We start from the raw sequence: 25,119 nt of genomic DNA, 5'->3' as shown, positions 1-25,119 counted from the left end.
TGACCCTCTGGGCCAGAGCACCTTTGCTCATCAACAGGCCGTATATAAGCGCGCAGTCGAACCTACCCAAACGCAGATCAACTGGCAAACGAGGGAGAACCCATATAAGCGTGTCCCTAATGAGCAAGCCCGCGCTATCACGCGACGACGAAATGGATTTGGTCGATTTGGTTTTGATACTATGGGGTAGGCGTTGGCGGTGTTTTTGGTGATTACTGGCAGGGTGCTTTTTGGGGAGCTTCACTATATAAGCCAGTCCTCGAGTTCGAGTGTTGTTTCAAGTCGTGACGTTGCTCTTCAGGTGGATTGGAAAAATTCAGTGTCAAATGACAGTCGAGTCGGCCATGCCTCTCCGCAGGCTACGGTGAAGCGGCTGTTAGATGCGAGGTTTGTCCAAGATGTTTTGATGGCTTATAAGGATGCTCATCCTCGGAGTCGTGTTTTAATCAGTTCGGAGGTTCCTTTGGGTACTAATGTGGTATTGCTCAAGTGTGAATCTGCAGAAGGTGGTGGGGAGGTTTGTCGGGATTTGTTGAAAGCAATAGTTAAAGATTTTTCTGATTCCAATGGTCGTCTTCCAGTGGATAGTCGCTTTCGTATTTCGATGAGAATTGTCGATGTAAAATTGCATTCTTTGATGTTGAAAGTTGGGCGCGCAAAAAAATATATGATAGTGGTTTTGTCGGTGTTTCTGGGTGTTGTTCTCTCGTTGATGGTGGTCGTTCTCGCGTCTTTCTTGGGGCGGGTCAGGCAGCGTATTTCAGGCGGTTGATTAGATGGGGCATTTGGGGGAGCGTTTTAGTTGTATGTTGGGCGTGGTTGGGGAGGTGCTCTAGGCCATGTTTAAGCTTGAAGTTCGCAAGTCAGACACTACGCGTGAAGTTTTGAGTCTTCCTGGAGATGATTTGCTTTCTTGTTTGCTATCGGCGGGGATTGATGTTTCATATTCCTGTAGGCGGGGGGATTGCGGTCAGTGTTCAGCGACACTTGTGTCTGGGAGTGTGGAGTCAATGAATGCCTCTGCGCCTTCTCGTAATGGCGATGAGATTTTTCTTTGTAATGTGACCGCATGTAGCGACGTGGTTGTGCGTATTCCTTATTTTCCTGAATTGGATTCAATTCAGTCTTTGAGAACTCCTGCGAAAATTCATGAGTTGAGTGCGCTTGGAGATTGGATTGTTGAGGTTGTTCTTCGACTGCCGCCAACGCAAGTTTTTCGTTATTTGCCCGGGCAGTTCGTGCGTATTACAAACAAAAAACGTGTGACGCGCAGCTATTCACTCTCTGATGTTTCGGCGGCGGATAGCCTTATTAGGATGCACGTTCGCCGCGTCTCAAATGGGGCGTTTAGTGATTACTTGTTTTGTGAGGCGAAGGAAGGAGATTTGTTGCATCTAGAAGGGCCTCATGGGCACTTTTTTGTTCAGCACAAAGATCAAGCTCGTAAGACGATTTTTTTGTCGACTGGTACTGGAATTGCTCCAATTTACGCCATATTGAAGGGGTTAGGGTCGGAGCGAATGGAGGCGTTGGGCTCAATATCTGTGTATTGGGGCAATCGAGTCCAGTCTGATGAATATCTCGGTCAGCAGTTGCGTGCTTTGAGTTCAAGGTGTGCATTTGAATACGTTTCGGTTTTTTCTCAGGAGTCGCATGATGGCCCTCGCTACGTGCAAGATGTTGTTGCCGCGAGGCATTCGGACTTAAGCGAGTCCTTGGTTTTTGCGTGCGGGAACCCTGCTATGATCGAATCCGCACGGGTCCTTTGCCAATCACTAGGGTTGCCGGAAGATCGTTTCCGCAGCGACCCGTTTACCTCCTCGTGACCCTTTAGTGGTCTTTGTAGATATCGCGGAGTCACATCGATGAAAGCAGTTATCCTTGCCGGCGGGCTGGGAACTCGCCTTAGCGAGGAAACAGGGTCCCGCCCCAAGCCAATGGTCGAGGTGGGTGGTAAGCCTATTCTGTGGCATATCATGAAAATTTACTCGACCTACGGTATCCTGGATTTTGTTGTCTGTCTAGGGTACAGGGGCTACGTAATTAAGGAGTATTTCGCCAACTATTTTCTGCATATGTCGGATGTGACTTTCGACATGGAAAACAACCAGATGCAGGTTCACCAGAATAGCGCCGAGCCGTGGCGCGTGACGCTGGTGGATACGGGCGATGCCAGCATGACAGGCGGTCGTTTGAAGCGAGCGGGTGAATACCTGAAAGATGAAGAAATGTTCTGCTTCACCTATGGGGACGGTGTTGGTGATATTGACATCAGCCGCACCATCGATTTCCACCGCGAGCACGGAAAACTGGCGACCATGACGGCGACGCAGCCACCTGGACGATTCGGGGCCCTTGGCTTGGATGGTGACCATGTCCACAGCTTTCAGGAAAAGCCTAGTGGCGATGGTGGTTGGATCAATGGTGGTTTTTTTGTCTTGTCGCCCAAGGTGATCGATTACATCGATGCGGACGATACGATCTGGGAGCGAACTCCCCTGGAGCGCCTGGCGTCGGAAAACCAGCTTGTTGCTTACAAGCATGGTGGTTTTTGGCAGCCGATGGATACCCTCCGGGACAAGCAGCACCTCGAAGAACTTTGGCAATCCGGTAAGGCTCCATGGAAACGTTGGTAAACCCGAAATTTTGGCAAGGTCGGCGCGTCTTCATCACGGGGCATACCGGCTTCAAGGGTGGGTGGCTAGCTCTCTGGCTGCGCCATATGGGGGCTGAGCTTCACGGGTATTCCCTCCCGGCGCCAACTGAACCGAGCCTTTTCGAAGCGGCGAATGTGTCGTCCGCGATCGAGTCCACAGTTGGTGATATCCGCGATCTTGATGCGATGAAGCAGGCGCTTCTTGCGGTGCAGCCGGAAGTGGTCATTCACATGGCTGCGCAACCGCTGGTGCGACTGTCCTACAGCGATCCAGTTTCCACCTATGCCTCCAACGTCATGGGCAGTGTGCATCTGCTTGAGGCCATTCGTGCCTGCCCAAGCGTTCGTGCGGTTGTCATGGTGACTAGCGATAAATGCTATGAAAATCGTGAGTGGGAGTGGGGCTACCGCGAAAACGAGCCCATGGGGGGCTATGACCCATACAGCAACAGTAAGGGCTGTTCAGAGCTGGTCGTCTCTGCATTCCGCTCCTCCTATTTCAATCCGAATGACTTTGACCGTCATGGTGTGGCGGTTGCCAGTGTTCGTGCGGGCAACGTGATCGGAGGTGGTGACTGGGCGGGAGATCGTCTGGTACCCGACTTTATCCGTGCCATGGCAGCCGGAGAGGAACTGTGCATTCGTTCCCCGAATGCGACTCGCCCATGGCAGCACGTGCTGGAGCCTCTATCCGGCTACATCGCGTTGGCTGAAAAGCTGGTCGAAGAAGGGGCGGACTATGCTTCTGGTTGGAATTTCGGTCCGGTCGACCAGGACGCCCAACCCGTTTCCTGGCTGGTCGACAGGCTGGTGCGGCGCTGGGGAGATGGCGCGAGCTGGCGCCTGGATAAGGAGCCACAACTTCACGAGGCCAACTACCTCAAGCTCGATATCTCCAAGGCGCGAGCCCATCTTGGTTGGGCCCCTCGTTGGAGCCTCGATGAAACCTTGTCTCACATCGTTGATTGGTATCGTGCGTACTACCGCGGTGAAAATATGCACGATCTGACAATCCGTCAGATCAACGCCTACATGAACACTCATTGATGATTTAAAGAGCAGATTTTTTATGGACCGCCTTCAAACTTTGCGTAGTCAGATCTCCGAACTCGTGGCTCAGTATGCCGAGGAGGCCTTTGCGCTCAAGCCGTTCGAGCAAGGTCAGACTGTGGTTCCTCCATCCGGGAAGGTCATTGGTGCCCCCGAATTGCAAAACATGGTCGAGGCAAGCCTTGATGGCTGGCTGACCACAGGGCGTTTCAACGAACTTTTCGAAAAGCGTCTGGCGTCATTCATGGACGTCAAGCATTTGATCACGGTCAATTCCGGCTCCTCGGCAAACCTGGTGGCCTTTTCGACACTGACATCATCAAAGCTTGGTGATCGCGCCATCAAGCGAGGGGATGAAGTGATTGGGGTGGCTGCAGGCTTTCCGACGACGGTTAATCCAATTATCCAGTTCGGTGCGGTGCCTGTATTTGTCGACGTCGATCTGTCGACGCATAACATTGATGCAAGCCTGATCGAGGCCGCCATCACGCCGAAGACCAAGGCGATCATGCTGGCGCATACCTTGGGTAACCCGTTCAATCTCGAGGCCATTACGTCCATCTGCAAAAAACACAACCTCTGGTTGGTCGAGGATTGCTGTGATGCCCTGGGGGCGACCTACAACGGCCAAAAGGTCGGCACCTTCGGCGATATCGGGACGCTGAGCTTTTACCCAGCCCACCACATCACGATGGGCGAGGGTGGGGCGGTATTTACCAACAATCCGGAACTCAAGGTCATCGCTGAGTCGTTCCGGGATTGGGGGCGAGACTGTTACTGTCCGCCGGGCAAAGACAACACCTGCGGCAAACGTTTCTGCTGGAAATTGGGTGATCTGTCGGAAGGATATGACCACAAATACATTTACTCGCATCTCGGGTACAACCTTAAGATCACCGACATGCAGGCTGCCTGCGCTCTGGCACAGATGGATCGGGTCGAAGATTTCATCCGGATCCGCAAGGAGAACTTCGCGTACCTTAAGGGGCGACTCCAGAGCTGCGAAGAATTCCTGATGCTGCCCGAGGTGACCCCGAATTCCGATCCGTCCTGGTTTGGTTTCCCCATCACGATCCGTCCGGAGTCGGATGTCAGTCGACGGGAACTCACCCAGTACCTGGATCAAAACAAGATCGGGACTCGATTGCTGTTTGCTGGCAACCTGATTCGCCAGCCCTACATGAAAGACAGGGAATATCGTGTCGTTGGCGAACTGACTAATACCGACATCACGATGAACCACACTTTCTGGGTGGGTGTTTACCCGGGCTTGAGCAAGGAAATGCTCGATTTCATTGCAGACACGATCGAGACTTTCCTGGGGGTCAACTTCTGATGTTCGATGTGCGAGAAACATCGATTCCGGGCTGCTACCAGATTTTCCCGCGGGTATTCGAGGATGCTCGCGGTCGTTTCATCAAGGTCTTCCATGAACAGGCCTTCGAAGAACGTGGTCTGGAAACCCACTTTGCCGAGGAGTATTACTCGGTATCGCGCCGAGGCGTGATTCGAGGAATGCATTTCCAGGTGCCGCCCATGGACCATGTGAAAATGGTCTACTGCACGCAGGGTTCCGTGTTCGATGCAGTGGTAGACCTTCGGCGCGGATCGCCAACCTATGGTCAGGCGGCTACATTCTCGCTGAGCGCAGAGGTGGGCAACTACCTATACATCCCCAAGGGGCTGGCTCACGGGTTCTGCGCAACCAGTGACGAAGCGACCCTCGTTTACAAGGTGTCAACGGTATATGCGCCCGAGCAGGATGCCGGCATTCTCTGGAGCTCGTTGGGTATCGACTGGCCAAGTGAGTCACCGATCATGTCTGAGCGCGATCAAGGTTTCTCCGCCCTGAACGAATTTGAGAGCCCATTTTGGTATGAGTAATTCTGTAGCCAAGGACCGGCGTGCGTTGGTGACAGGGGCGACAGGTTTCATCGGTTCGCATCTGGTTCGACGCCTTCTGGTAGAAGGTTGGTCGGTGCATGTGATCGTGCGGCCGGAAACAGACAGAGGGGCTCTGTCTGATCTCGGCGGTGCGGTTGAAATCTACGAGCACGATGGAACGACCGAAGGGATGATTCGGTTGGTGAAGGAAGCGGCTCCTGATGTCGTGTTTCACCTGGCATCACTGTTCCTGGCACAGCATCGCGTAGAAGATGTTGCCCGGCTGATTACGAGCAATGTCCTTTTCTCCACTCAGTTAGTGGAAGGAATGCTTGCCAATGACGTGCGCATGCTCGTCAACACCGGTACGTCATGGCAGCACTTCGAAGATGCTCCCTATAACCCCGTCAATCTGTACGCAGCCACGAAACAGGCTTTCGAGGATATCCTCGACTACTACGTAAATGCGCACGGACTGAGGGTGATTACTCTTGCGCTCTTCGATACCTATGGCCCGAATGATCCGCGACCCAAACTGATCTCTCTGTTGTGGAAAACAGCACTTGAGCAAACCCCCATTGCCATGTCCCCTGGTCTACAGAAGATTGATCTAGTCCATGTGGATGACGTCGTTGAAGCCTTTGTACTAAGTGCCTCGATGTTGGAACGGCAAACGCTGGGGCACGAACGCTATGGTGTGTCATCGGGCGCCCCTATGCGACTGGTCGATTTGGTAGATGCTTTTGAGCGAGCGACAGGCTGCGAAAAGCTACCCATCGAATGGGGTGGGCGCCCCTATCGCCCAAGAGAAGTCATGGAACCATGGCAAAGCTATAGAACCCCGCCGGGATGGACACCGCATATTTCCTTTGCAGAAGGTATCGTCCAGACGCGCCCGAAAAGAACAGAAGCGAGTTGATTCGATGGCGGCCCCAGCTACGCGCAGGGATATCGTGTGGGGTTATGTTGCTCAGGCACTGAACATCGGTGCAGGCCTTATCCTTCTTCCCGTCATTCTGCACTACCTGCCTCAGGAAGATGTCGGGCTTTGGTTTGTGTTCGTCACATTGGGGAGCTTGGCTCTACTGCTGGAGTTTGGTTTCCAGCCAACGCTGGCCCGCAATACAGCCTACGTATACGCCGGTGCGCAAACCTTGGTGAAAAAGGGGCTGTCTTCACCACCGCCAGAAGGGCAATCATTGAATCTCCCATTATTGGGGGAACTCGTACATACGGCGATCCACGTTGCTCACGGCAAATCAGAACCCTTGGGTGTACTTGCCTGCGTGGGGCGCGTTCGGGTTCGGCTATGTCACAACCTTCTATTACGGCTACTTCAATGGGTTGCTGCAGGGCAGGGGGGATATAACCTCGGCAAACAAGGTGATCGTCATTACCCGCGGCACTTTGATCGTGCTGGGTGCATTGCTTGTCGTGATGGGGTATGGGTTGCCTGGATTGGGTATTGCTTCCCTGATTTCCGCTTTGGTTGGGCGTTGGGCATCCATGACGTACTACTTCGTGGATGGCCGGCCGGAAGCACGGCAGGCGCACAAAATCCGATCTGAGCAGGAAAACCGACTTCTGAAAACTTTGTGGCACAACAGTTGGCGTCTGGGTGTAGTTCACTTGGGGGCGTTTCTCATTCAGCGCTCCAGCATACTAATTGCGTCCAGCTTCCTTGGGTTGGCGGCATCAGCCAGTTACGGCATGACCATTACCATCTTGATGGCTTTGATGAGTGTGTCGACCGTAATTGGCAATGTGCAGATGCCACACTTGAACGCACTACAGGTAAGTGGAAGTCGACAAGAACTCAGGAGCATTTATGGCGAAATTCTGCTCCTTGCTTGGGGTGTTTTTGTCGCGGGAATGATTTTCTTAGTAACCCTTGGAGATGGATTGCTCAAGGCCATTGCGAGTAACACTCCGCTCTTGAACGGTCCGGAACTTATCGCCCTAGGGCTAATTGTCCTGCTTGAGTTGAACCATAGTGTGGCTGCGGCATACATCACAACAAAGAACGAAGTCCCGTTCTTGAAAGCGGCTGTCTACTCAGGATTAGTCATTGCGGGGTTAAGCGTAATGCTTGTGTCCGAGTGGGGGATATGGGGGCTTGTTTTTGCGCAAGGAGCGGTACAGCTTGCCTATAACAATTGGAAGTGGCCTATGGAAGCCATGAAAGATTTGGGTGGGAGCTGGTTAGATATCTTGAGGTGTGGGGGGCGTCAGATTGCTAAACGGTTTAAGTGACGGACTGGAAAAAGATCGTGTTGATTCGTTCTCGAAATATAGCCATGTCAGATCGAACCTAGTTGTCGGAACGCACGGTGAGGGGCGGCCTGACGTATCCATAGTAATACCGACATACAACAGGCCTAAAATGCTAGGAGAGGCCATTGATTCGGCCTTGTCGCAAAAGGCGGACAGAAAATTTGAAGTGGTGGTCATCGATAATTGCCAAGATGCGGCAGTGTGCGCGGAAGTGGACAAGATGATTAGGTCGTATGGAGATGATCGATTGGTACTATATCGAAATGAAGAAAATATAGGGATGTTTGGGAATTGGAATCGCGGGATAGAGTTGGCTCAAGGTGCATGGCTGACGATTTTAAATGACGATGATCGCTTGGCTGATGGGTGGCTAGAAACGGTCATGGGTATCCGGAGTGGAAATGCGTTCGTTGGTGTGGATGCAGAAGTTATAGGGGATATTCCTCGGGCGCCAATGCCTTATGGAATAATCCTGGTGAGGAAGGCGTGGCGTAAGCTTTCGAAGATAATAAGGGTTAGGCGGCTGGGTAAATGTGATTATTTGAGAGGGCACCCATTTTATGGTAGTCTTGGTGTTCTTTTTGAAAAAAGATCATTGGTGGATCTTGGTGGGTACGACGAAAAATATTGGCCCAGTTCAGACTACGTTTTGAGCTACCTGTATTTTAGGCGGAGTGGTGGGTTTTTAATTAATAGAGTGTTGGCGGAGTACCGGTGGGAAGATAACGCCTCAAGACGTCCCGATGTTCTTGCGGGTTTTTTGCGAATAGGCGGTTTCGTCCGAGAGGATTTGCTGCAAAAATTAAGATTTCCAATTGTCTATAATTTAGGGCGGTGGTATAGCATAAATAGAACGAAGGTGGATTTGTGCTGGTTTGAGCGTAGGTTTTCACTTGGCTTGGAGTTTGTTCATAATTCAGTTGATTATTCCAATCTTAAAGGCTGTGGCGGTAGCGGAGCGCTGGTCACTAAAAAGTTTTTTATCAAGGCGCTGGGGTTGGTGTTGTGTTTATTTTTATGAGCATTCGGTTTGGGTGAATAATGAGATTCGGTCGATTTATGGTTATTTTGTCCGTGCTCATTTTAGCGGTGTCGCCGATTGAGGTGGTGGACTTGTTTCCGGGTGCGCACTTTGTGCTTACACCATTTTTGGCTATGTCTGTAATTTATATCCCGCTCTCGGTGGTTTATGTTTGGATGCTAAGAGGGCAAGAGTCGAGTTTAAGTATAAATTATTATTTATTTTTTCTGCTTTCTATGATTGTGTTGTCAGGGTTGTCAGTTATTTTTTCAGGGCCAGATCCCCTTGGGATTTCCTTGAAAAGGTTCTTGTATTTTTCTTGGATTTTGTTTGTGTCCGGAATGTTTTTGTTGGTCGTTCGGGAGCATTTATTGAGTGTATTTGTTTCGGCATTCAAGCTGTTTTTGGTTTTTTCTTTCCTTGCGGTTGTGATTCAGTGGCTTTATTTTAAAGATATATTGCATTTTTCAATCAGCTGGTATGACGTTAATCCATGGGTTGTGGGTGGGTTTCCGCGCTATAATGGTGTCATGGCGGATCCGAACAGATTTGCTGTGACGGTGTCTATTTTTTTGGGGGTGGTCTTGTATCAATGCCTGTTAATTGGTCGTGTCGGACGGTCTTTATTTTACATGTTTGTTTCTGCCCTATTGGTGGGCTTGGCTGTTTCTAGAACTGGCCTAGTAGCATATTTCTTTGTTGTTTTTGGTTTTTATGTTTCATTGATTTTTTCGCTTCGTTGGCGATTTAGTATTGCTGCCTCTGGTTTTGTTTTATTGTTCTCATTTTTCTTCTTGGCCGCCTTTTCTTTTTGGTTTTTATATTATGGTGGTGAGGCATTGCTGTATAAAGTTTTCTTTGGTTCCCCCGCCAGGGTGGCTTCGACAAATATACATTTATCGCTACTTTCTGAAGGCATCAAGGTTTTTCTTTAGTTGGTTACTGCTTGCTTATGGTGGCTTTGGTTTTTTCTCGCGTCTGGTATACTGCCATCGCAGTAGGGGTGGCTTGTGTTTTTTATGAATTTCAGGCGGAGCCTACCTTTTGGATCATTCTGGGGGGCTTGTTCTTTCTTGCATATTCTAAGCAAGCTTCCCTTACTTTTGATCGTACTTGAGTGATTTATGTCTATTGTGATTAATTCAAGGGTTCTCGGGGCACATACTACAGGTGTTCAGCGTTATTTGAATGAAGTAGAAAAGCGTCTTCCTGTTGGGTTGGCGCATGTTTATCCTCGCGCCTCTTTGCATGGGATTTCTGGGCATGTATGGGAGCAAGCCGTACTTCCTTTTCGCATTGGGAAAAATGTTTTATGGAGTCCAAGTAATAGCGGCCCGCTAACCGTGAGTCGGCAGGTGGTCACAATTCACGATTTGGCCCCACTGGATCATCCCGAATGGTTTGGAAAGAAATTTTCTGCCTGGTACCAATATTTGGTTCCAAGGTTGGTGCGCCGGGTAGCGGGTGTTTTGGTGGATTCGGAGTTCACCAAGGAAAGGCTAATTGCTTCATCACGTGTTTCTGGAGATAAGATCCAGGTAGCGCTTTGTGGCGTAGATGATCGCTTTGTTTCTGTACCTTCTGCTGACGGAGCCGAGTCAAGCCGAATTTTGTCTCAGCTTGATCTTCCCGCGCCACGGTATATTTTGTCCGTGGGCTCGCTGGAGCCTAGGAAAAATATAGCGAGACTACTGCAAGCGTGGCGGCGAATTTTGCCAGAGCTTGATGAGGATGTGTCGCTTGTCCTTTCCGGAGCTAAAGGGAAGTCTTTTATTTTCCAAGATATTCCTGAGTTGAGTAGTCTCCCCCCACGAGTACATCTGGTGGGCTATGTGGAAGATGCTTATCTCCCAGCGCTTTATGCTGGCGCTGAGGCGTTTGTCTACCCCTCGGTGTATGAAGGTTTTGGTCTCCCACCGCTAGAAGCAATGGCATCAGGTACACCTGTGGTCGCGGGTAATGTTGCTTCTTTGCCAGAAGTTGTAGGCGAGGCCGGTTTGTTGGTTGATCCGTACGATGCTGATGAGATTGGGACAGCCTTGTTGTCGTTGTTGAAGGATTCAGTGTTGCGCGAGAAGTTGAGTGAGCAGGGGCGAGCTCGGGCTCGTATGTTTAGTTGGCAACGTACTGCAGACTTGACGTGGGAGAAGTTGCTTGAAGTGGCTGATATGTGATATGTGCCATTTCTGAAATTTGAATTTATTGGATTGAGCTATTTCATGAAATCTGCAATTATAACCGGTATGACAGGCCAGGATGGCGCGTATCTGGCGGAACTCTTGCTCGACAAGGGCTATGTCGTTTACGGGACTTACCGCCGGACCAGTTCTGTCAATTTCTGGCGAATTGAAGAGCTGGGTATTGGTCAGCACCCCAATCTGCATCTGGTTGAGTTTGACCTTACGGACATGAGCTCTGCGATTCGCTTGCTGGAGTCCAGTGGGGCGACCGAGGTCTATAACCTCGCGGCGCAAAGTTTCGTGGGCGTGTCATTCGACCAACCCGTGACGACGGCGGAAATCACGGGTATCGGACCTTTGAACCTGCTTGAGGCGATTCGGATCGTGAATCCGAAGATCCGTTTCTATCAGGCATCGACCTCAGAGATGTTTGGCAAGGTACAGGCGATTCCACAGGTGGAAAGTACCCCTTTCTATCCACGTAGCCCCTACGGCGTCGCCAAGCTGTACGCCCACTGGATGACAATCAACTATCGCGAGAGTTACGACATCTTTGGGTGCAGCGGCATTCTCTTCAATCACGAATCTCCTCTGCGAGGCCGCAAGTTCGTGACGCGCAAAATCACCGACAGTATCACCAAGATCAAGTTGGGCAAACAGGATGTGTTGGAATTGGGCAACCTGGATGCCAAGCGCGACTGGGGTTATGCCAAGGAATACGTTGAAGGCATGTGGCGCATCCTTCAGGCAGATCGGCCGGATACCTATGTATTGGCGACGAATAGAACAGAGACGGTGCGTGATTTCGTGAACATGGCCTGCAAGGCAGCCGAGATCGATGTCGACTGGCACGGGGCGGGCGAGTCGGAATATGGCGTAGATGCCTCCTCGGGCAAGACCATCGTTCGCGTCAATCCGAAGTTCTATCGCCGGGCTGAAGTGGACCTGTTGATTGGAAACCCTGAAAAAGCCAGGCAGGAGCTGGGTTGGGAGCCTGGTACTAGCCTGGAAGAGTTGTGCCGCATGATGGTCGAGGCAGATCTGCGACGTAACGAGCAGGGGTTCTCGTTTTGATGGAGGGCGCCGAGGTTCTGGTTACTGGTGCGTCGGGCTTTACTGGGCGTCACCTCATTCAGGCATTGAAGCGCGAAGGTTGTCGTGTGGTGGCTCTGGGGCTCAGGGCTTCGGAGGCAGATGTCTCGATACAATGCGACCTCACGGATAGTGATGCCGTTCGTAAGGCTCTTTCCACGTGCTCTCCTACATACGTGGTTCATCTTGCGGCCTTATCGTTTGTTGCGCACGGAGATCCCGAAGCTTTCTATCGCGTCAATGTGTTGGGCACGCTCAATCTGCTCGAAGCTGTGGCTGGCCAGGATGCCAGCCCGAAAAAGATACTGATTGCCAGTTCGGCCAATGTATATGGGCAGCCCGATCAGTCAGTTCTCGATGAGCAAACCTGTCCTGCCCCCGTGAATCACTACGCCTGCAGCAAGCTGGCCATGGAACACATGGTTCGAACCTGGTTTGAGCGCTTGCCCATCGTGATCACGCGCCCATTCAATTACACAGGTCCAGGCCAGGATGGGCGGTTCCTCGTGCCGAAAATCATTGATCACTTTAGGCGTCGTGAATCGCAGATTGAGTTGGGCAATCTGGACGTGAGTCGTGACTTCTCGGATGTGTCGGATGTGGTGGCTGCCTATGTGGCGTTATTGACGTCACCGGTTTCCTCAGCCACGGTCAATATTTGTTCGGGAGTTGCCATTTCGCTACGCGAAATTGTGGAAATGGCCGAAGAGATGGCCGGTTATCGGATCGATATCCACGTCAATCCCGCATTCGTTCGCAAGAATGAAATTCCTTCTTTGCGCGGAGATAATGCGCTCCTTCGGAAGTTGGTCGGTTCAGCACCGGCTACACCGCTGCGGGAAACAATTGCCCGGATGCTCCATCCGGGTTGAATAGATAAATTGGGCGAGCCGTTAGGGTTTGTCCGAAGTGTGGTTGCTCCTCTATGAAAATTGCCATTGTCCATGACTGGCTGACTGTTTATGCCGGCGCAGAGCGTGTTCTGGAACAGATGCTCGTCATGTACCCGCAGGCGAATCTGTTCAGTGTGTGCGATTTTGTCCCGGAGGGAGAGCGGGGCTTTTTGCGAGGCAAGACACCTCGAATGACGTTCATCCAGCGGCTTCCCGGGGCACGCAAGCGCTATCGCAGCTATCTCCCCTTGATGCCGCTGGCAATTGAGCAGCTCGATTTGTCCGCTTATGACTTGGTGCTGTCCAGTTCCCATGCGGTGGCCAAAGGGGTGCTGACCGGGCCGAATCAGTTGCACGTCAGCTACGTGCATTCGCCGATCCGCTATGCCTGGGACTTGCAGCACCAATACCTGCGCGAATCGGGGCTGGACAAGGGCGTAAAAGGCTGGGTCGCGAAGTGGCTGCTGCACAAGATGCGACTGTGGGATGCGCGCACGGCCAATGGCGTAGATCAATTCGTGGCCAACTCCCAGTTCATTTCGCGACGGATCTGGAAAACGTACCGGCGTGAGGCGGCGGTGGTGTATCCGCCGGTGGATGTCGAAGCCTTTGTTTTTCGCGAAGACAAGGAAGACTTCTATCTGACAGCTTCCCGGCTGGTGCCCTACAAGCGGGTGAGCCTCATCGTCGAGGCGTTTGCGCGGATGCCGGATAAGCGCTTGAAGGTGATCGGCGACGGTCCCGAGCGGGAGAAGATCGAGCGCATCGCTTTCGGGCACTCTAATATCGAGTTGCTGGGGTATCAGTCAGCCGATGCCTTGGTTAGCCATATGGGGCGTGCACGCGCATTCGTGTTCGCCGCGGAAGAGGATTTCGGCATTGTGCCGGTCGAAGCTCAGGCCTGCGGCACGCCGGTGATTGCCTTCGGGCGGGGTGGGGCGCTGGAGTCCGTGCATGATCTGGCTGAGCCTGAGCCGACGGGGCTTTTCTTCGGCGAGCAGAGCGTGTCTGCCATCGTGCAGGCCGTCGAGCGCTTCGAGCGGGAAGGGCGGGCGGCGATCCAGGCTGAAGATTGTCGCAGGAATGCCGAGCGCTTTGCGCCGGAGCGTTTTCGCAAGACGCTGGGCGAGTTGGTCGAGCGTGAGTGGGGGGCGGTTCGCCGGCGGTAGTTAGGACGCATTTGGGGATGGTTGAGGTTTCATGCTTGGGCTGCTCGATGCGATGCGCCTGCGGTAGGGTATCCTGATCGCGGTATCTGGTCCGACGATGTTCGTGCGTATTTCGCGGCGTTTCTCTGAATTCGTGACTTCAACTTTCCATTTCTGACATGCAATCCGGCCTGCTGAAAACCCACGCTGCATTGATTTCGCTGATCACGCGTACGCTCGATGTGTTCATGATTGGGGTTGGTGGCCTATTGGCCTATTGGTTGCGATTCGACTCAGGCGGGTTTCCCGTTCCGCTCCGCTACAGCGTGTTGATGCTGATCGGCGGGTTGCTGGTCGCCGTGCTGTTCCCGCTGCTCGGGGTTTATGGCTCATGGCGCGCGCGCGGTTTGTTGGCGCCGGCGCTGAGAGTGTTGGGCGCGTGGATCGTCGTGTTCTTTCTGCTGTTCATGCTGCTGGTGTTGGCCAAGCAGGCCGAAACGTATTCGCGGGTCTGGATGGCGGTCTGGTTCTGTTTGACGACCGGTTTGTTCGTGGGGCTACGGATCGCGGTGTTCGCCGTGCTGCGTGCGCTGCGCCGCCGGGGCTACAACCGAAGAAGGGCCGTGTTGGTGGGCTGCGGGCCGCTGGCGGGCGAGCTGTATGAGCGCGCGAGCGATCTGTCCTGGGCGGGGTTCGAGGTGGTTGCGGTTTTCGACGGCGGTGGGCCGACGCGGGCGTTGACGGCAGTCGAGCCGAGACCTCTGGACGAGTTGTGGGAATTCGTCGAGCATCATGAGGTGGACGAGATCTGGATCGCGGTGCCGCTGGAGCGCGGCGATCGCCTGCGCGAGGTGCTGGACCGTTTGCGGTACTGTACGGCCAATGTGCGCTACGTGCCCGACTTGTTCGGTCTGTTCCTGCTCAACCATGGTCTGTCCGAAATTCTGGACATGCCGATGATCGATCTGACCTCGTCGCCCATGGCGGGGGTGAATCGCCTGGCCAAGGCGATCGAGGATCGGGGGCTTGCGTTGCTAATTCTGCTGCTGATCAGCCCTGTGATGTTGGTGATCGCGCTGGGCGTGAAGCTGAGTTCGCCGGGGCCGGTGTTCTTTCGCCAATTGCGGCACGGCTGGGATGGACGCGAAATCGAGGTGTTGAAGTTCCGCTCGATGTATTTGCATCTGGAAGATAATGGGCTGGTCAGTCAGGCTCATCTCGGCGATCCACGGGTGACGTGTTTCGGGGCATTCTTGCGTCGCACCAGCCTCGACGAGTTGCCCCAGTTCATTAATGTCTTACAGGGGAGTATGTCGATCGTCGGCCCGCGCCCGCATGCTGTGGAGCATAACGAGTTCTTCAAGAATATGATTCAGGGCTATATGTTGCGCCACAAGGTCAAGCCGGGGATCACCGGTTGGGCGCAAGTCAACGGGTGGCGCGGCGAGACGGATACGTTGGAGAAAATGGAGCGCCGTATCGAGCACGACCTGTACTACATCGAAAACTGGTCGCTGGCCTTCGATTTGAAGATCATCTTTCTGACGCTGTTCCGCGGCTTCGTGCACAAGAATGCGTATTGATTCGCTCCAGGGTGGATCACGGAGCGGAAACTATCCTGACCAGGGGGGGCGACCTGCTGGTCGCCGATAAGTTAAGGTTAATCGGAATCTATCCCCAATTCTCTGCTTGTGAATCGGGCCGCTGGCGTAGCGGTTCCGGGCGCTTGATTTAGACGCTCTTGCACGGTACTTTTTGTTGTCATACTTGCCAACATGGAAGCCGAAAAGATAATCGAAACCAAGACTGTCGCGCCCGATGCTAGCAGCTTGATCCAGATGGTTGTGTGGCGCGTACCTGAGCCGGTTTCGCCATGCACGCATGCGTTCAAGTACCGGCTGGTCTATGTCGTGCATGGTCGGCGTGTCGTTGGTTTCGATAATGAGCGTGGCAAGGGTGATCATTGCCACATTGATGGCGAGGAGCGCCCGTACACGTTCACCGATATTGAACGGCTGACAGAAGACTTCATCGCTGAGGTGGCACGATGGAAAAGCGCACACTGACTATTACACTGGATCCGGATTGGCGCGAGCTACTGCGCGCGACGGCGCGTGCGGCCGAAGCCGAGCACTACCAGGGCGAGCGCTTGAACTTCGAGGCGCCGGAAGCGTTCTTCGGCCGGCTCACGGAACGGCGCTGGGCGCTGGTGCGGACGTTGCAGGGCGCGGGCACGTTATCCGTGCGCGAACTGGCTCGCCGCGTTGGGCGCGATGTGAGGCGGGTACATGAGGATGTCGGCGTGCTGGCCGAGTTGGGTTTGATCGAGCGTACCGATAGGGGCGGCGTATATTGCCCGTTCGCGGATATTCACGTCGATATGCACTTGCGCGAGGCGGTTTAGTTCGCGCTTAGTTGGGGATGACAGCCAGGCGTTGGTCGGCGTTAATCGGGGTCCGTTAATCGGGGTCTGTCCCCAATTCTGCCCCAGGGGTTGCCTTCACGCCGCCGCACAGGGGGTGTTCACATTTGGGACGGCGTATGCCGTTTTAGCCAATCTTTGAGCGCCGCGTCCATCCGCGTTTGCCAGCCTCGGCCGGTGGCGCGGAACTGCTGGACCACTTCGGGCGATAGACGAATCGTGATGCGCTCCTTGGTCGTTTCGGCAGGCGGACGACCGCGCCTCAGACGTTTGAACTCTGTTGAACTCAACTCATAGGTATCTTCGTCGGCGGCGATGCCAGCGTTGATCCGCTCATCCTCTTCCTTCGTCGGAAGCTGCACGACGCGCGTTTTAATCGATTTGCGCATATTTCTCGACCTCTCTGCTGTTGGCCTTGCGCAGGCTAATAATTTGGCGGGTATTGCCGCGGTCCGTGAAGACGACGCAGTAGAGCCGATCGGCTTTGAGTGCGTATCCGATCATTCGGCCCTCGCCGTAGTCTTTGCGCCGATCCGGAGTCGATGCCAACGTGTCCCACGTCCAGATCGCGAGCCTGCGTGCGCCAGGGACACCCCGTGTTTTTCGATATTCGAGATGTTTTTGACGGGGTCGAAGCTGATCTTCATGATGGATTATCGTATGCACGATAAATGGTTTAGTCAACAGCCTATCTTGCGACGGTGGAGATCACTACATGCAGAAGCACATGGTCAGGGTGCGGTATCACCGGCTAGGCGACGAGACCGATACGGTGGACAAGATGGAGCGCCGTATCGAACACGACCTGTACTACATCGAGAACTGGTCGCTGGGCTTCGATCTGAAGATCATTTTCCTGACTCTGTTCCGCGGCTTCGTGCACAAGAATGCGTATTGAAGTTGTCTGGTAGTTCGGGAGATTCCCGTTGAAAATCGATTATGGTGCCTGCTATGGTGCGACTAGGTAATACTCTTCGCTACAAGGTGGTGCGGCATGGCTACAGCGACTTCCATCAAGCTCGATGACGAACTGAAAGGGCGGGTGCGACACTTGGCTGAAGCGCGCCGGCGCACTTCGCACTGGATCATGCGCGAAGCCATCGCGCAATATGTCGAGCGCGAAGAAAAGCGTGAGGCGCTGAAGCGCGACATGCTGGACGCATGGGAAGCGTTTCAGGCAACCGGCCAGCATGCGACTGCCGAGGAAGTGGATAAGTGGCTTGAGAGCTGGGGAACTGAAGACGAGCTGCCCGCGCCGGCATGTCACGAGTAATTTTTGCGCCGGCGGCAATTCGGGATCTGCAACGATTGCGTGATTTCCTTCGGCCGAAGAATCCTGGCGCTGCGAAGCGAGCCGCGGATGCGATCAGGCAAGGTGTGCAGGCTCTCGGTACGCACCCGCGGATGGGGCGACTCGTGGAGGACTTGCCGGAACAATACCGGGAGTGGCCCATTGATTTCGGAGATGGCGGCTACGTGGCCCGGTATCGTGTCGAAGGCGATACGATCACGATCTTGGCCGTCCGGCATCAGCGGGAGGCCGGGTATTGATCTATCTGCGTTGGGGCGCTGTGTAAATTGGAGACAGGCCATTTGTCTTGACTCGTGCCAGTGTGCCCAGGAGCGGCAACTATTCACGCGACCGAGAGAACATTGCCGAAGCGTCCCTACCCGACAGCTGAACCGCAAATCGCGGCAAATCGGGGTCATTTTGCTCGACAATTCGGCGCTTATTTGATTTAAGGTTGGCGGAATGAATGAGCCGTTGATCTTGACCCCGTTGCGCAAAGCCATCGCGTCGCTACGCGCTGCATTGGCTCAGCCCAAGGATGAGTTCGTGCGCGATGCGGTGATTCAGCGCTTCGAATATACCTACGAACTTGCCTGGAAGTCGCTGCAACGTCGGCTGGTGGAAGACTTGGGAGGTGAAGCCGTGGTGCCGCTGAGCCGGCGAGACCTGTTTCGCCTCGCGGCTGAGCGCGCGTTGATCGACGATCCGCTGCCTTGGTTCGAGTATCACAAAGCACGAAACATCAGGTCGCATACATACAATGAGCGCATTGCGGAAGAGGTGTATGTCGTAGCCCAAGCGTTTCTGGGCGATGTGGAATCTCTACTGCGGGTATTGGAGGACTCGGATGCTTGAGCTCTCGTCGGATGAGACGGCCGAGGTGCGCTTGATTCTGGACCGGGTGCTTGGCGGCGATGGCCAGGTCTGGGTATTCGGGTCGCGGGCCACGGGCAAGGCTCGGCGCTTTTCGGACCTCGACTTGCTGGTGCGGGCGGATGGGCCGCTGCCATTTGCCAAACAGGCCGAACTCGAGGAGGCTTTTTCGGAGTCCGGCTTGCCGTTTCGCGTGGATGTGGTCGATTGGTATCGGATTTCCGACGAGTTTCGTGAACGTATTGCCGACGAAAGGGTACGCTTCGATTTTCATGCGTCTGCCTGAGGGCAGGCTGAATAAATGGCTGCGCGGGTGTGGCGTAAAGTGGATAAGCGCAGCGTATGTGCCTTTGCCGCTGTTGTGATAGGGGCAGCGAATCATCTCGGTGGATGCGCTGAGGAATCAGTCGGGGAAGCCTTGCCCACCATGGATCAATGATTCATGATGATGCAATCTGATGTCGTTTGAGGTGGCTTCCATGCGTACCGTGATCGATCTGCCGGAAAATTCGCTCCAGGCAATCAAGGCGTTGGCCAAGCGGGAGAACATTTCGCAGGCGGAGGCTATTCGGCGCGCAGTCAGCGCCTATCTCGCGAGTCGGCCGTCGCCGGATGAGCAGTCTCCAGCATTCGGTTTATGGGGGCGGCGGGTTGAGGGGCTGAGTTATCAGCAACAGCTCCGCGATGAATGGATGTCATGAAAGCGGTATTCGACACCAATATCCTGGTGGATTACCTCAATGGCATTCCGCAGGCAGCAGCAGAACTGGGACGCTTCACTCAGCGATGCATCAGCCAGATAACATGGATGGAAGTGCTCGTCGGTTGCCGGGACGAGCAGGAAGAGCGCGTAGTCCGCGAGTTTCTGGGGACATTTGTGGTCGTGCCGATCGGCGCCGAGGTGGCAGAGGCCGCTGTGATGCTTCGTCGGAGTAATAGTCTGCGTTTGCCCGATGCCATCATTCTGGCGACGGCCGAATGCAACCAGGCTTTGCTGGTGACCCGTGACGTCAAGGATTTTCCAGAGGATAGCCCCGGGGTGCGTATCCCGTACCGTCTTTGAGCATCCAGTGCAGTGGATGTGCTGCGCTTGTGCGCAGCGCCGGTGTTATGTCGGTAGGCTTTGAGTTGAAGGGCATTCCTCTTACCCTATTCCGCGGTTTTGTGCACAAGAACGCTTATTGAACTAGGATGCGCCCCGGCGCAGCTCTAAAGGAGTAGACGATGAAGGTGTTGGTTACCGGAGGTGCGGGCTATATCGGTTCGCACGTGGTGCGTCAACTCGGCGAGGTCGGGCACGAGGTCGTGGTCTACGACAATCTTTCGACCGGTCACCGCTGGGCGTTGCTGGCGGGTACGCTGGTCGAGGGCGACCTGGCCGATGGCGAGCGTCTCGACAAGCTGTTTGAAGAGCATCGCTTTGACGCGGTGCTGCATTTCGCGGCCTTCATCGTGGTGCCCGAGTCGGTGGCCGAGCCTCTGAAGTATTACGCCAATAACACGCGCAACACGCTGGGATTGCTGGAGCGGGTACGGCGTTTCGGTGTGCCGCACTTCGTGTTCTCCTCGACGGCGGCGGTCTACGGCATGCCGGAGCAGACGGTGATCGACGAGACCACGCCGCTGGCGCCGATCAATCCCTACGGCGCGTCCAAGATGATGAGCGAGCGCATGCTGATGGATCTGGGCGCCGCGGGTGGTCCGAGCTATGTGGCGCTGCGCTATTTCAACGTTGCCGGCGCCGATCCCGAGGCGCGTATCGGTCAGGCGACGCCGGACGCCACGCATCTGATCAAGGTGGCCTGCCAGGCGGCGCTGGGCCAGCGCGAGCGGCTGCAGATTTTCGGCACGGACTACGCGACGCCGGACGGTACCTGCATCCGCGACTACATCCATGTCGAGGATTTGGCGCGGGCGCATCTGGATGCCCTGGATTACCTGGCCGCCGGTGGCGACTCGCAGGTGCTCAATTGCGGTTACGGACGGGGTTATAGCGTGCGTGAGGTGGCCGAGACCGTGCAGCGTGTGAGCGGCGTGGATTTTCGCGTCGACGAGGCCCCGCGTCGGGCGGGCGATCCGCCGGCGCTGGTGGCGGAGAATACGCGGATCAAGGAAGTGCTTGGCTGGCAGCCGAAATTCGACGATCTTGAAACCATCGTCGCCGATGCGTGGCGTTGGGAGACGAAATCTGCTGATATGTGACTGGGGGAGCGCATTTTTCCCTGTAGTGTCATATATTGGTAGGTGAGAAGTAGTCTTCCGGAATGTCGGGGTTGAGAGGTTACCATGGTTGATCCGCGTGATTTCCTGAATATGGATGATATCGATCCGGAGTTGGAGGCGCGTGCCGATCAGCTGCAGCTGATGGGTGGCGCAATAGCGCGCAAGGACAAGCGCGGTACTGCGCTCAAGCGTCACGGCCATCTGTGGATCGATGCGGCGGGCCGTGCCGCGGCGAAGGATGTGGTGGTGTGCGATCATGGCGATTGGGCGATGACGCTCATCACCGATACGGCGCCCCCGACAGGACGTAAAGTCGAACTCGAATGGGAGGGTGAGGGCGGCATTCTCAAGCGTGCACATGGGCGAGTGACCGGTATCCGCCATGGAACGCGCGACAAGGAGCCGTTCCCCGATCTTTTCTTCGCCCGCTTCGAGAGCGCGTTCCTGTAGGTGTTTTGCTCCTGTTTTTGTGATCCGAGTACGGGCGGCAGGGCCTAGTTTTGCGCTGCTATGTGTTCGGCAAAATAGCTTTCTGCGTGCGTGAGCGCGGTAGGCAGCAGGGGCGCTAATTCGGACGCTTTGTTGATGTTCTCAGCGATGGCCGCGTTGTCTGTCAGGTATTCATGTGCGAAGGCATTGCGAAGCAGGCGGAGTTGGAGCCAGCTGTCCGCGGAGTCGATGATCCCGAATTTTTCCATGCGCCTTGGGGCCTGTTCGCACTATTGCGCGATGCGCTGCCGGAGCCGCTTTTCGTGACCCGCCAGGCGCCGCGAGCGTGGTGTAGCCCGGCTACATGAGCGAACGGCAACGCCGTGGGACGCGAAAAGCGGCCCGGCCCTACGGGTTGCGCCCGGTTGGCCGCCCCTCGGCCTTACTCGTCGTTCATTTGGAATGACCAAACCTCTCTCCTCGCGCCTTGATTGGCGGCCAACCGGGTGCAACAGCGCACCGCTCAATAGTGCGAACAGGCCCTAGCATATCGAGGATCGAGACATCGCTATGAATGTCTTCAAGACTGGCCAGCGCCACTGATCGGAAGAGTTTGGAGACGAGGAAATCCTGCAGTTTCCCGAACCGGGCAAGGAACAGATCGAAAACGTCGATTTCCTGCTCTGTCAATTTTCCTACTGTTTCTGCGGTGATCGGCAATACTGCCGAGGCTTGCTTCCGCGACCGTTCCAGATTGCGGGCCATTCTTTGAGCCACGTCTAGATTCTGAAGGAAGATTGCCTGGGGTTGCCTCACAACAGCCTCCCTGACCGTTGTATCTCCGTTTCGAAAGCGGTGTGCGGTGTTTGGCGGCGATGGATCAGCAGATCGATTTTTTGCGGTCCCAGCCTTTCCCAAAGGCTGCTCAGGATTCGGGTCTTCAATCCGAGTAGTTCCTGATCCACACCGATTTCCAGATAGAGGTCGATGTCTCCACCTTTGCGATCGTCATTCAGGCGCGAGCCAAAGAGATAGATTTCGGCTGAGGGGTCTTCCCTGCGAACGATCTCGCGAATGGCTTGTTGTTCGCGCTCGGATAGCCGCATTGCCGTGCCTCGTCCCGAAACATTCGAGAATTTATGTTATCGCAGTGGCGTCAACAAATCCCGGCTTTGGCGCGGTGCGCTTAGATAGCTTGATTCAGGCGTCAGGAACTTCTGTTGGATGATGTAAATAGTTTCCGCCACCAGCGGTGCTTCGTCGTTGCGGCCGCTGCCTGTTCGGCTGGTTTCGATGGGGTCTGCCGTTTGGCGCTGTCGGCGCTCAGATAAGCAATCGTAACGCCCCAACCACTGCCGTCGTGCGCCGGGCCGAAGCCGCGCACGCCGGGGTCGGCGGCGAGGATCTCCTGCACGATCCCCCGCAGCACGCCTTTACCCTTGCCGTGGATGATGCGTACCTCGTCGATGCCGAGGCGTTTGCATTCGTGCAGATATTCCCGCACCAGTTCGGGCACTTCCCGTGGTTTGAAGTGATGCAGGTCGAGTACGCCGTTCACTTCCAGGCGGACGGTTTCGGGATGTGATCGGGGCTTATGCGGCATGGGCGGGCGGTGAATAAAGGTCGGCTTCATCCCACAGTATAGGCTTGCGCAAGGCACGGCGGGCCGCGTCGACCCGCCGTGCCTTGGCTTACCAGCGGTAGTGGTGGCCGTGTGCGCCCCAGTCGCCGTGCCAGTGATGTCGGCGATTGTGGTGGCGGTAGTGGCGAGGGTGCATCGGGACCCAGTAGCGTACGCGGCGGGGTGTCACGAACACGCGCGGCGGAGGCGGCGACAGGTGGCGCATGCCATACAGGGGCGCGCCAATGCGGACGTCGAAGCGGACACTGTCCGCATTGGCTGCGCCGGCGCCGATGAGCAGCAGTGTTCCAACGGCGGCGCTTGCGAGGAGTGTGCGTTTCATGGGTGGACCTCCCGGCTGCATGCATCGTGTGGCGGGTTTGCCGGCGACTTCCTTTGCAGCCTGGGCAGAGGTTCCGACAGTCCGGCTGAATGAGTGCTGAACCGGAGTCCGGGCTTGAGTGGATCGTGGCGCGGACGATCTTCCGCGTCGAGCAAGGTGGCGACTTTTGTCCTCCAATACTGGCTGGCGCTTGTTCGCGCTATTGAGCGGGTGAGCTGCCGGAGCCGCTTCTCGTGGCCCACAAGGTGCTGCGAGCCTGGTGTGACCCGGCTATGAGCGAGCGTCAGCGTTGCGGAGCGCGAAAAGCGGCCCGGTTCTACGGCGGCGCCTTGTTCCAGGTTTTCCCCTACGCTCGTGCATAGTTGGTGGGTTCTCGGCCGCTTTCATGTGTGTCATTTCGCATTGTAAGAAGTGCTGCTTATTTAAGGCTTCATGTTTTTTATGAACTTTTCCAAACACACACGGACTAACTCTACGCCGTAGATTAAGGTTTTGGTGCCGCACTCCGGCAAGCAGGGCTTTGACACGGCGCTGACGCGCATGGGGGATGCGTTTGTTTGGATGCGCTAAGTATTTAATAAAATTTGAATTCTTCTCGGTCCGGGCGCATCGGCCATGCCTATAAAACACTTCCGAAGCTTGAATAAAATCGGAATAGAGGAGGACATCATATGAAGTTAGCTAATCCTGCTCCCCTGGGGCTGGCCGGTTTTGCTTTTACGACCTGGATGCTCAGCATGCACAACGCCGGTTGGTTCACCGGCGACGCGGTTCCCCTGGTTCTGGCGCTGGCATTCGCTTACGGCGGCAGCGCGCAGGTTCTTGCGGGGCTGCTCGAATTTCCCCGTGGCAATACCTTCGGCTTGGTCGCCTTCACCAGTTACGGGGCTTTCTGGTGGTCGTTCGCGCTGTTCGTCGAGTTCTTCGCTGCCAAGGTACCGGGCGCGTTCGTCGGCTGGTTTCTTTTCGTCTGGGGCGTGTTCACGTTCTATATGTGGATTGCGACCTTCCGGGCCAACCGGGCGGTTCAGTTGGTGTTCCTCGCGCTGTGGATCACTTTCCTGTTGCTGGCTCTGGGCGTCTGGTTAGGCAAGGGCGGATTCACCATAGCGGGTGGTTACGTCGGTCTCGTGACGGCGGTGCTGGCCTTTTACCTGTCGGCAGCCGAGGTCATCAACGAGGCTTACGGTAAGACGGTGCTGCCAATCGGCCCGTACGAGTCGGCTACCTGAGTCTGGCTTGGTGATGGCGCGGCGCCCGGGCTGAGGGAGGCTCGGGCGCCGTTGCTTCCCCCTCGATGCCGCACGGCACCACGCATTCTTGACCCAGGTCAGTTATCTGCGCCGCCTCGCTGGCTATGATGCGGCAAACGGACCGGCTGTACGCTGATGCGATGCCGGGCCGAGACGTCGCCAATCCGTGAGGAGCGCCCGTGAAGATCCCCAAGAATATGCAGACTGCCGAACGCTGGATGCGCCTGTACTTCGGCGCCGTTCTGTTCGCCATCTATTTCGTGAACCCTTTCCCGTACCGCGAGTGGACCTTTTGTGGTCTGCTGGTGATGGCGACCGGCGCGTTGGGGTATTGCCCGCTGTATTCGCTGTTTGCGCGCCTGAAGCACGAGTCGCACCGCGAACAGGGGTAGTGGCTCGCCGAATGGGTCGTGCCGCCGCGCATTCATAGCAAAACAATGCTGTGGGCTCCGAGCTTGCAGCCCAT

Annotated in this window: 35 protein-coding genes; 28 read left to right on the top strand and 7 right to left on the bottom strand. The window is 55.2% G+C overall.

Features of this window, described 5'->3' with window-relative positions:
- The first annotated feature begins 199 nt into the window (after positions 1 to 199).
- The 17 genes from P8014_RS11125 to P8014_RS11045 all read left to right on the top strand — a co-directional run bounded on the left by P8014_RS11125 (position 200) and on the right by P8014_RS11045 (position 16,602).
- A complete protein-coding gene (locus P8014_RS11125; RefSeq protein WP_337817393.1) occupies positions 200 to 772 on the top strand; it encodes a hypothetical protein in 573 nt (190 codons plus the stop codon).
- A gap of 67 nt (positions 773 to 839) precedes the next feature.
- Positions 840 to 1,826, top strand: a complete 987-nt coding sequence (locus tag P8014_RS11120; RefSeq protein ID WP_337817392.1) for an FAD-binding oxidoreductase — start codon at positions 840 to 842, stop codon at positions 1,824 to 1,826.
- Between the two features lie 39 nt (positions 1,827 to 1,865).
- A complete protein-coding gene (gene rfbF, locus P8014_RS11115; protein ID WP_337817391.1) occupies positions 1,866 to 2,636 on the top strand; it encodes a glucose-1-phosphate cytidylyltransferase in 771 nt (256 codons plus the stop codon).
- Positions 2,621 to 3,703 carry a CDP-glucose 4,6-dehydratase gene (rfbG, locus tag P8014_RS11110; protein WP_337817390.1) on the top strand — a complete coding sequence of 361 codons (1,083 nt, stop codon included), beginning with the start codon at positions 2,621 to 2,623 and terminating at the stop codon, positions 3,701 to 3,703. Before rfbF ends, rfbG begins: the two co-directional genes overlap by 16 nt.
- A gap of 22 nt (positions 3,704 to 3,725) precedes the next feature.
- Positions 3,726 to 5,042: a lipopolysaccharide biosynthesis protein RfbH gene (gene rfbH, locus P8014_RS11105; protein WP_337817389.1), complete on the top strand. Its 1,317-nt coding sequence runs from the start codon at positions 3,726 to 3,728 to the stop codon at positions 5,040 to 5,042.
- Positions 5,042 to 5,590 (top strand): dTDP-4-dehydrorhamnose 3,5-epimerase, encoded by a 549-nt coding sequence (gene rfbC, locus P8014_RS11100; RefSeq protein ID WP_337817388.1) that lies wholly within the window; start codon positions 5,042 to 5,044, stop codon positions 5,588 to 5,590. Before rfbH ends, rfbC begins: the two co-directional genes overlap by 1 nt.
- A complete protein-coding gene (locus tag P8014_RS11095) occupies positions 5,583 to 6,509 on the top strand; it encodes an NAD(P)-dependent oxidoreductase (RefSeq protein WP_337817387.1) in 927 nt (308 codons plus the stop codon). Before rfbC ends, P8014_RS11095 begins: the two co-directional genes overlap by 8 nt.
- 284 nt (positions 6,510 to 6,793) lie before the next feature.
- Complete coding sequence (wzx, locus tag P8014_RS11090) at positions 6,794 to 7,843, top strand: O-unit flippase-like protein (RefSeq protein ID WP_337817396.1); 1,050 nt, start codon at positions 6,794 to 6,796, stop codon at positions 7,841 to 7,843.
- Positions 7,809 to 8,885, top strand: a complete 1,077-nt coding sequence (locus tag P8014_RS11085) for a glycosyltransferase family 2 protein (RefSeq protein ID WP_337817386.1) — start codon at positions 7,809 to 7,811, stop codon at positions 8,883 to 8,885. Before wzx ends, P8014_RS11085 begins: the two co-directional genes overlap by 35 nt.
- A 38-nt stretch (positions 8,886 to 8,923) precedes the next feature.
- Positions 8,924 to 9,820 (top strand): hypothetical protein, encoded by an 897-nt coding sequence (locus tag P8014_RS11080; RefSeq protein ID WP_337817385.1) that lies wholly within the window; start codon positions 8,924 to 8,926, stop codon positions 9,818 to 9,820.
- 189 nt (positions 9,821 to 10,009) lie between these two features.
- Positions 10,010 to 11,059 (top strand): glycosyltransferase family 1 protein, encoded by a 1,050-nt coding sequence (locus tag P8014_RS11075; RefSeq protein ID WP_337817384.1) that lies wholly within the window; start codon positions 10,010 to 10,012, stop codon positions 11,057 to 11,059.
- Positions 11,060 to 11,062: 3 nt separating this feature from the next.
- Complete coding sequence (gmd, locus tag P8014_RS11070) at positions 11,063 to 12,139, top strand: GDP-mannose 4,6-dehydratase (RefSeq protein WP_337817383.1); 1,077 nt, start codon at positions 11,063 to 11,065, stop codon at positions 12,137 to 12,139.
- Positions 12,139 to 13,029 (top strand): GDP-mannose 4,6-dehydratase, encoded by an 891-nt coding sequence (locus tag P8014_RS11065; RefSeq protein WP_337817382.1) that lies wholly within the window; start codon positions 12,139 to 12,141, stop codon positions 13,027 to 13,029. The genes gmd and P8014_RS11065 overlap by 1 nt, the downstream gene beginning before the upstream one ends.
- A gap of 53 nt (positions 13,030 to 13,082) precedes the next feature.
- Positions 13,083 to 14,219, top strand: coding sequence for a glycosyltransferase family 4 protein (locus tag P8014_RS11060; RefSeq protein WP_337817381.1), 1,137 nt, complete (start codon positions 13,083 to 13,085; stop codon positions 14,217 to 14,219).
- Positions 14,220 to 14,377: 158 nt separating this feature from the next.
- A complete protein-coding gene (locus tag P8014_RS11055) occupies positions 14,378 to 15,781 on the top strand; it encodes an undecaprenyl-phosphate glucose phosphotransferase (RefSeq protein WP_337817380.1) in 1,404 nt (467 codons plus the stop codon).
- 192 nt (positions 15,782 to 15,973) lie between these two features.
- The gene (locus tag P8014_RS11050) at positions 15,974 to 16,264 is read left to right on the top strand and encodes a DUF6516 family protein (protein WP_337817379.1); all 291 of its coding nucleotides are present in this window, start codon (positions 15,974 to 15,976) and stop codon (positions 16,262 to 16,264) included.
- A complete protein-coding gene (locus P8014_RS11045; RefSeq protein ID WP_337817378.1) occupies positions 16,246 to 16,602 on the top strand; it encodes a transcriptional regulator in 357 nt (118 codons plus the stop codon). The genes P8014_RS11050 and P8014_RS11045 overlap by 19 nt, the downstream gene beginning before the upstream one ends.
- Positions 16,603 to 16,721: 119 nt before the next feature.
- Here the strand turns inward: P8014_RS11045 and P8014_RS11040 are convergent, their stop codons facing one another.
- Positions 16,722 to 17,009 carry a BrnA antitoxin family protein gene (locus P8014_RS11040; RefSeq protein ID WP_337817377.1) on the bottom strand — a complete coding sequence of 96 codons (288 nt, stop codon included), beginning with the start codon at positions 17,007 to 17,009 and terminating at the stop codon, positions 16,722 to 16,724.
- Entirely contained in the window at positions 16,993 to 17,286 is a 294-nt protein-coding gene (locus P8014_RS11035) for a BrnT family toxin (protein ID WP_337817395.1), read from the bottom strand. The genes P8014_RS11040 and P8014_RS11035 overlap by 17 nt, the downstream gene beginning before the upstream one ends.
- Before the next feature lie 49 nt (positions 17,287 to 17,335).
- On the opposite strand from P8014_RS11035, the gene P8014_RS11030 reads away from it, so the two are divergent.
- The 9 genes from P8014_RS11030 (at position 17,336) to P8014_RS10990 (ending at position 21,457) form a co-directional block, all read left to right on the top strand.
- Positions 17,336 to 17,518 (top strand): sugar transferase, encoded by a 183-nt coding sequence (locus P8014_RS11030; protein WP_337817376.1) that lies wholly within the window; start codon positions 17,336 to 17,338, stop codon positions 17,516 to 17,518.
- Between the two features lie 96 nt (positions 17,519 to 17,614).
- Positions 17,615 to 17,893 (top strand): CopG family ribbon-helix-helix protein, encoded by a 279-nt coding sequence (locus P8014_RS11025; protein WP_337817375.1) that lies wholly within the window; start codon positions 17,615 to 17,617, stop codon positions 17,891 to 17,893.
- Positions 17,881 to 18,171, top strand: a complete 291-nt coding sequence (locus P8014_RS11020; RefSeq protein ID WP_337817374.1) for a type II toxin-antitoxin system RelE/ParE family toxin — start codon at positions 17,881 to 17,883, stop codon at positions 18,169 to 18,171. The genes P8014_RS11025 and P8014_RS11020 overlap by 13 nt, the downstream gene beginning before the upstream one ends.
- 202 nt (positions 18,172 to 18,373) lie before the next feature.
- The gene (locus P8014_RS11015) at positions 18,374 to 18,766 is read left to right on the top strand and encodes a nucleotidyltransferase substrate binding protein (RefSeq protein ID WP_337817373.1); all 393 of its coding nucleotides are present in this window, start codon (positions 18,374 to 18,376) and stop codon (positions 18,764 to 18,766) included.
- Entirely contained in the window at positions 18,759 to 19,070 is a 312-nt protein-coding gene (locus P8014_RS11010; protein WP_337817372.1) for a nucleotidyltransferase domain-containing protein, read from the top strand. The genes P8014_RS11015 and P8014_RS11010 overlap by 8 nt, the downstream gene beginning before the upstream one ends.
- A gap of 193 nt (positions 19,071 to 19,263) precedes the next feature.
- Positions 19,264 to 19,485 carry a CopG family transcriptional regulator gene (locus P8014_RS11005; protein WP_337817371.1) on the top strand — a complete coding sequence of 74 codons (222 nt, stop codon included), beginning with the start codon at positions 19,264 to 19,266 and terminating at the stop codon, positions 19,483 to 19,485.
- Positions 19,482 to 19,847 (top strand): type II toxin-antitoxin system VapC family toxin, encoded by a 366-nt coding sequence (locus P8014_RS11000; RefSeq protein ID WP_337817370.1) that lies wholly within the window; start codon positions 19,482 to 19,484, stop codon positions 19,845 to 19,847. The genes P8014_RS11005 and P8014_RS11000 overlap by 4 nt, the downstream gene beginning before the upstream one ends.
- A gap of 161 nt (positions 19,848 to 20,008) precedes the next feature.
- Positions 20,009 to 20,986: a UDP-glucose 4-epimerase GalE gene (galE, locus tag P8014_RS10995; RefSeq protein WP_337817369.1), complete on the top strand. Its 978-nt coding sequence runs from the start codon at positions 20,009 to 20,011 to the stop codon at positions 20,984 to 20,986.
- A gap of 84 nt (positions 20,987 to 21,070) precedes the next feature.
- On the top strand, positions 21,071 to 21,457 hold the full coding sequence (locus tag P8014_RS10990) for a hypothetical protein (protein WP_337817368.1): 387 nt from the start codon (positions 21,071 to 21,073) through the stop codon (positions 21,455 to 21,457).
- Positions 21,458 to 21,501: 44 nt separating this feature from the next.
- On the opposite strand, the gene P8014_RS10985 is transcribed toward P8014_RS10990, so the two are convergent.
- The 5 genes from P8014_RS10985 to P8014_RS10965 all read right to left on the bottom strand — a co-directional run bounded on the left by P8014_RS10985 (position 21,502) and on the right by P8014_RS10965 (position 23,400).
- Positions 21,502 to 21,705, bottom strand: a complete 204-nt coding sequence (locus tag P8014_RS10985; RefSeq protein WP_337817367.1) for a hypothetical protein — start codon at positions 21,703 to 21,705, stop codon at positions 21,502 to 21,504.
- Positions 21,706 to 21,889: 184 nt separating this feature from the next.
- Positions 21,890 to 22,201 carry a hypothetical protein gene (locus tag P8014_RS10980; RefSeq protein WP_337817366.1) on the bottom strand — a complete coding sequence of 104 codons (312 nt, stop codon included), beginning with the start codon at positions 22,199 to 22,201 and terminating at the stop codon, positions 21,890 to 21,892.
- A gap of 47 nt (positions 22,202 to 22,248) precedes the next feature.
- A complete protein-coding gene (locus P8014_RS10975) occupies positions 22,249 to 22,542 on the bottom strand; it encodes a nucleotidyltransferase domain-containing protein (protein WP_337817365.1) in 294 nt (97 codons plus the stop codon).
- Between the two features lie 101 nt (positions 22,543 to 22,643).
- Complete coding sequence (locus P8014_RS10970) at positions 22,644 to 22,994, bottom strand: Smr/MutS family protein (protein ID WP_337817364.1); 351 nt, start codon at positions 22,992 to 22,994, stop codon at positions 22,644 to 22,646.
- 133 nt (positions 22,995 to 23,127) lie between these two features.
- On the bottom strand, positions 23,128 to 23,400 hold the full coding sequence (locus P8014_RS10965) for a hypothetical protein (protein ID WP_337817363.1): 273 nt from the start codon (positions 23,398 to 23,400) through the stop codon (positions 23,128 to 23,130).
- 671 nt (positions 23,401 to 24,071) lie between these two features.
- On the opposite strand from P8014_RS10965, the gene P8014_RS10960 reads away from it, so the two are divergent.
- Together P8014_RS10960 and P8014_RS10955 are read left to right on the top strand one after the other, a co-directional pair.
- Complete coding sequence (locus P8014_RS10960; RefSeq protein WP_337817362.1) at positions 24,072 to 24,632, top strand: acetate uptake transporter; 561 nt, start codon at positions 24,072 to 24,074, stop codon at positions 24,630 to 24,632.
- A gap of 200 nt (positions 24,633 to 24,832) precedes the next feature.
- Positions 24,833 to 25,045: a DUF2892 domain-containing protein gene (locus P8014_RS10955; protein WP_337817361.1), complete on the top strand. Its 213-nt coding sequence runs from the start codon at positions 24,833 to 24,835 to the stop codon at positions 25,043 to 25,045.
- Positions 25,046 to 25,119: the final 74 nt, after the last annotated feature.

Origin of the sequence: Acidihalobacter sp. (assembly GCF_037381185.1) — a bacterium.
Taxonomy (GTDB): Bacteria; Pseudomonadota; Gammaproteobacteria; order DSM-5130; family Acidihalobacteraceae; genus Acidihalobacter_A.
This window is presented reverse-complemented; position numbering and strand designations above follow the sequence as displayed.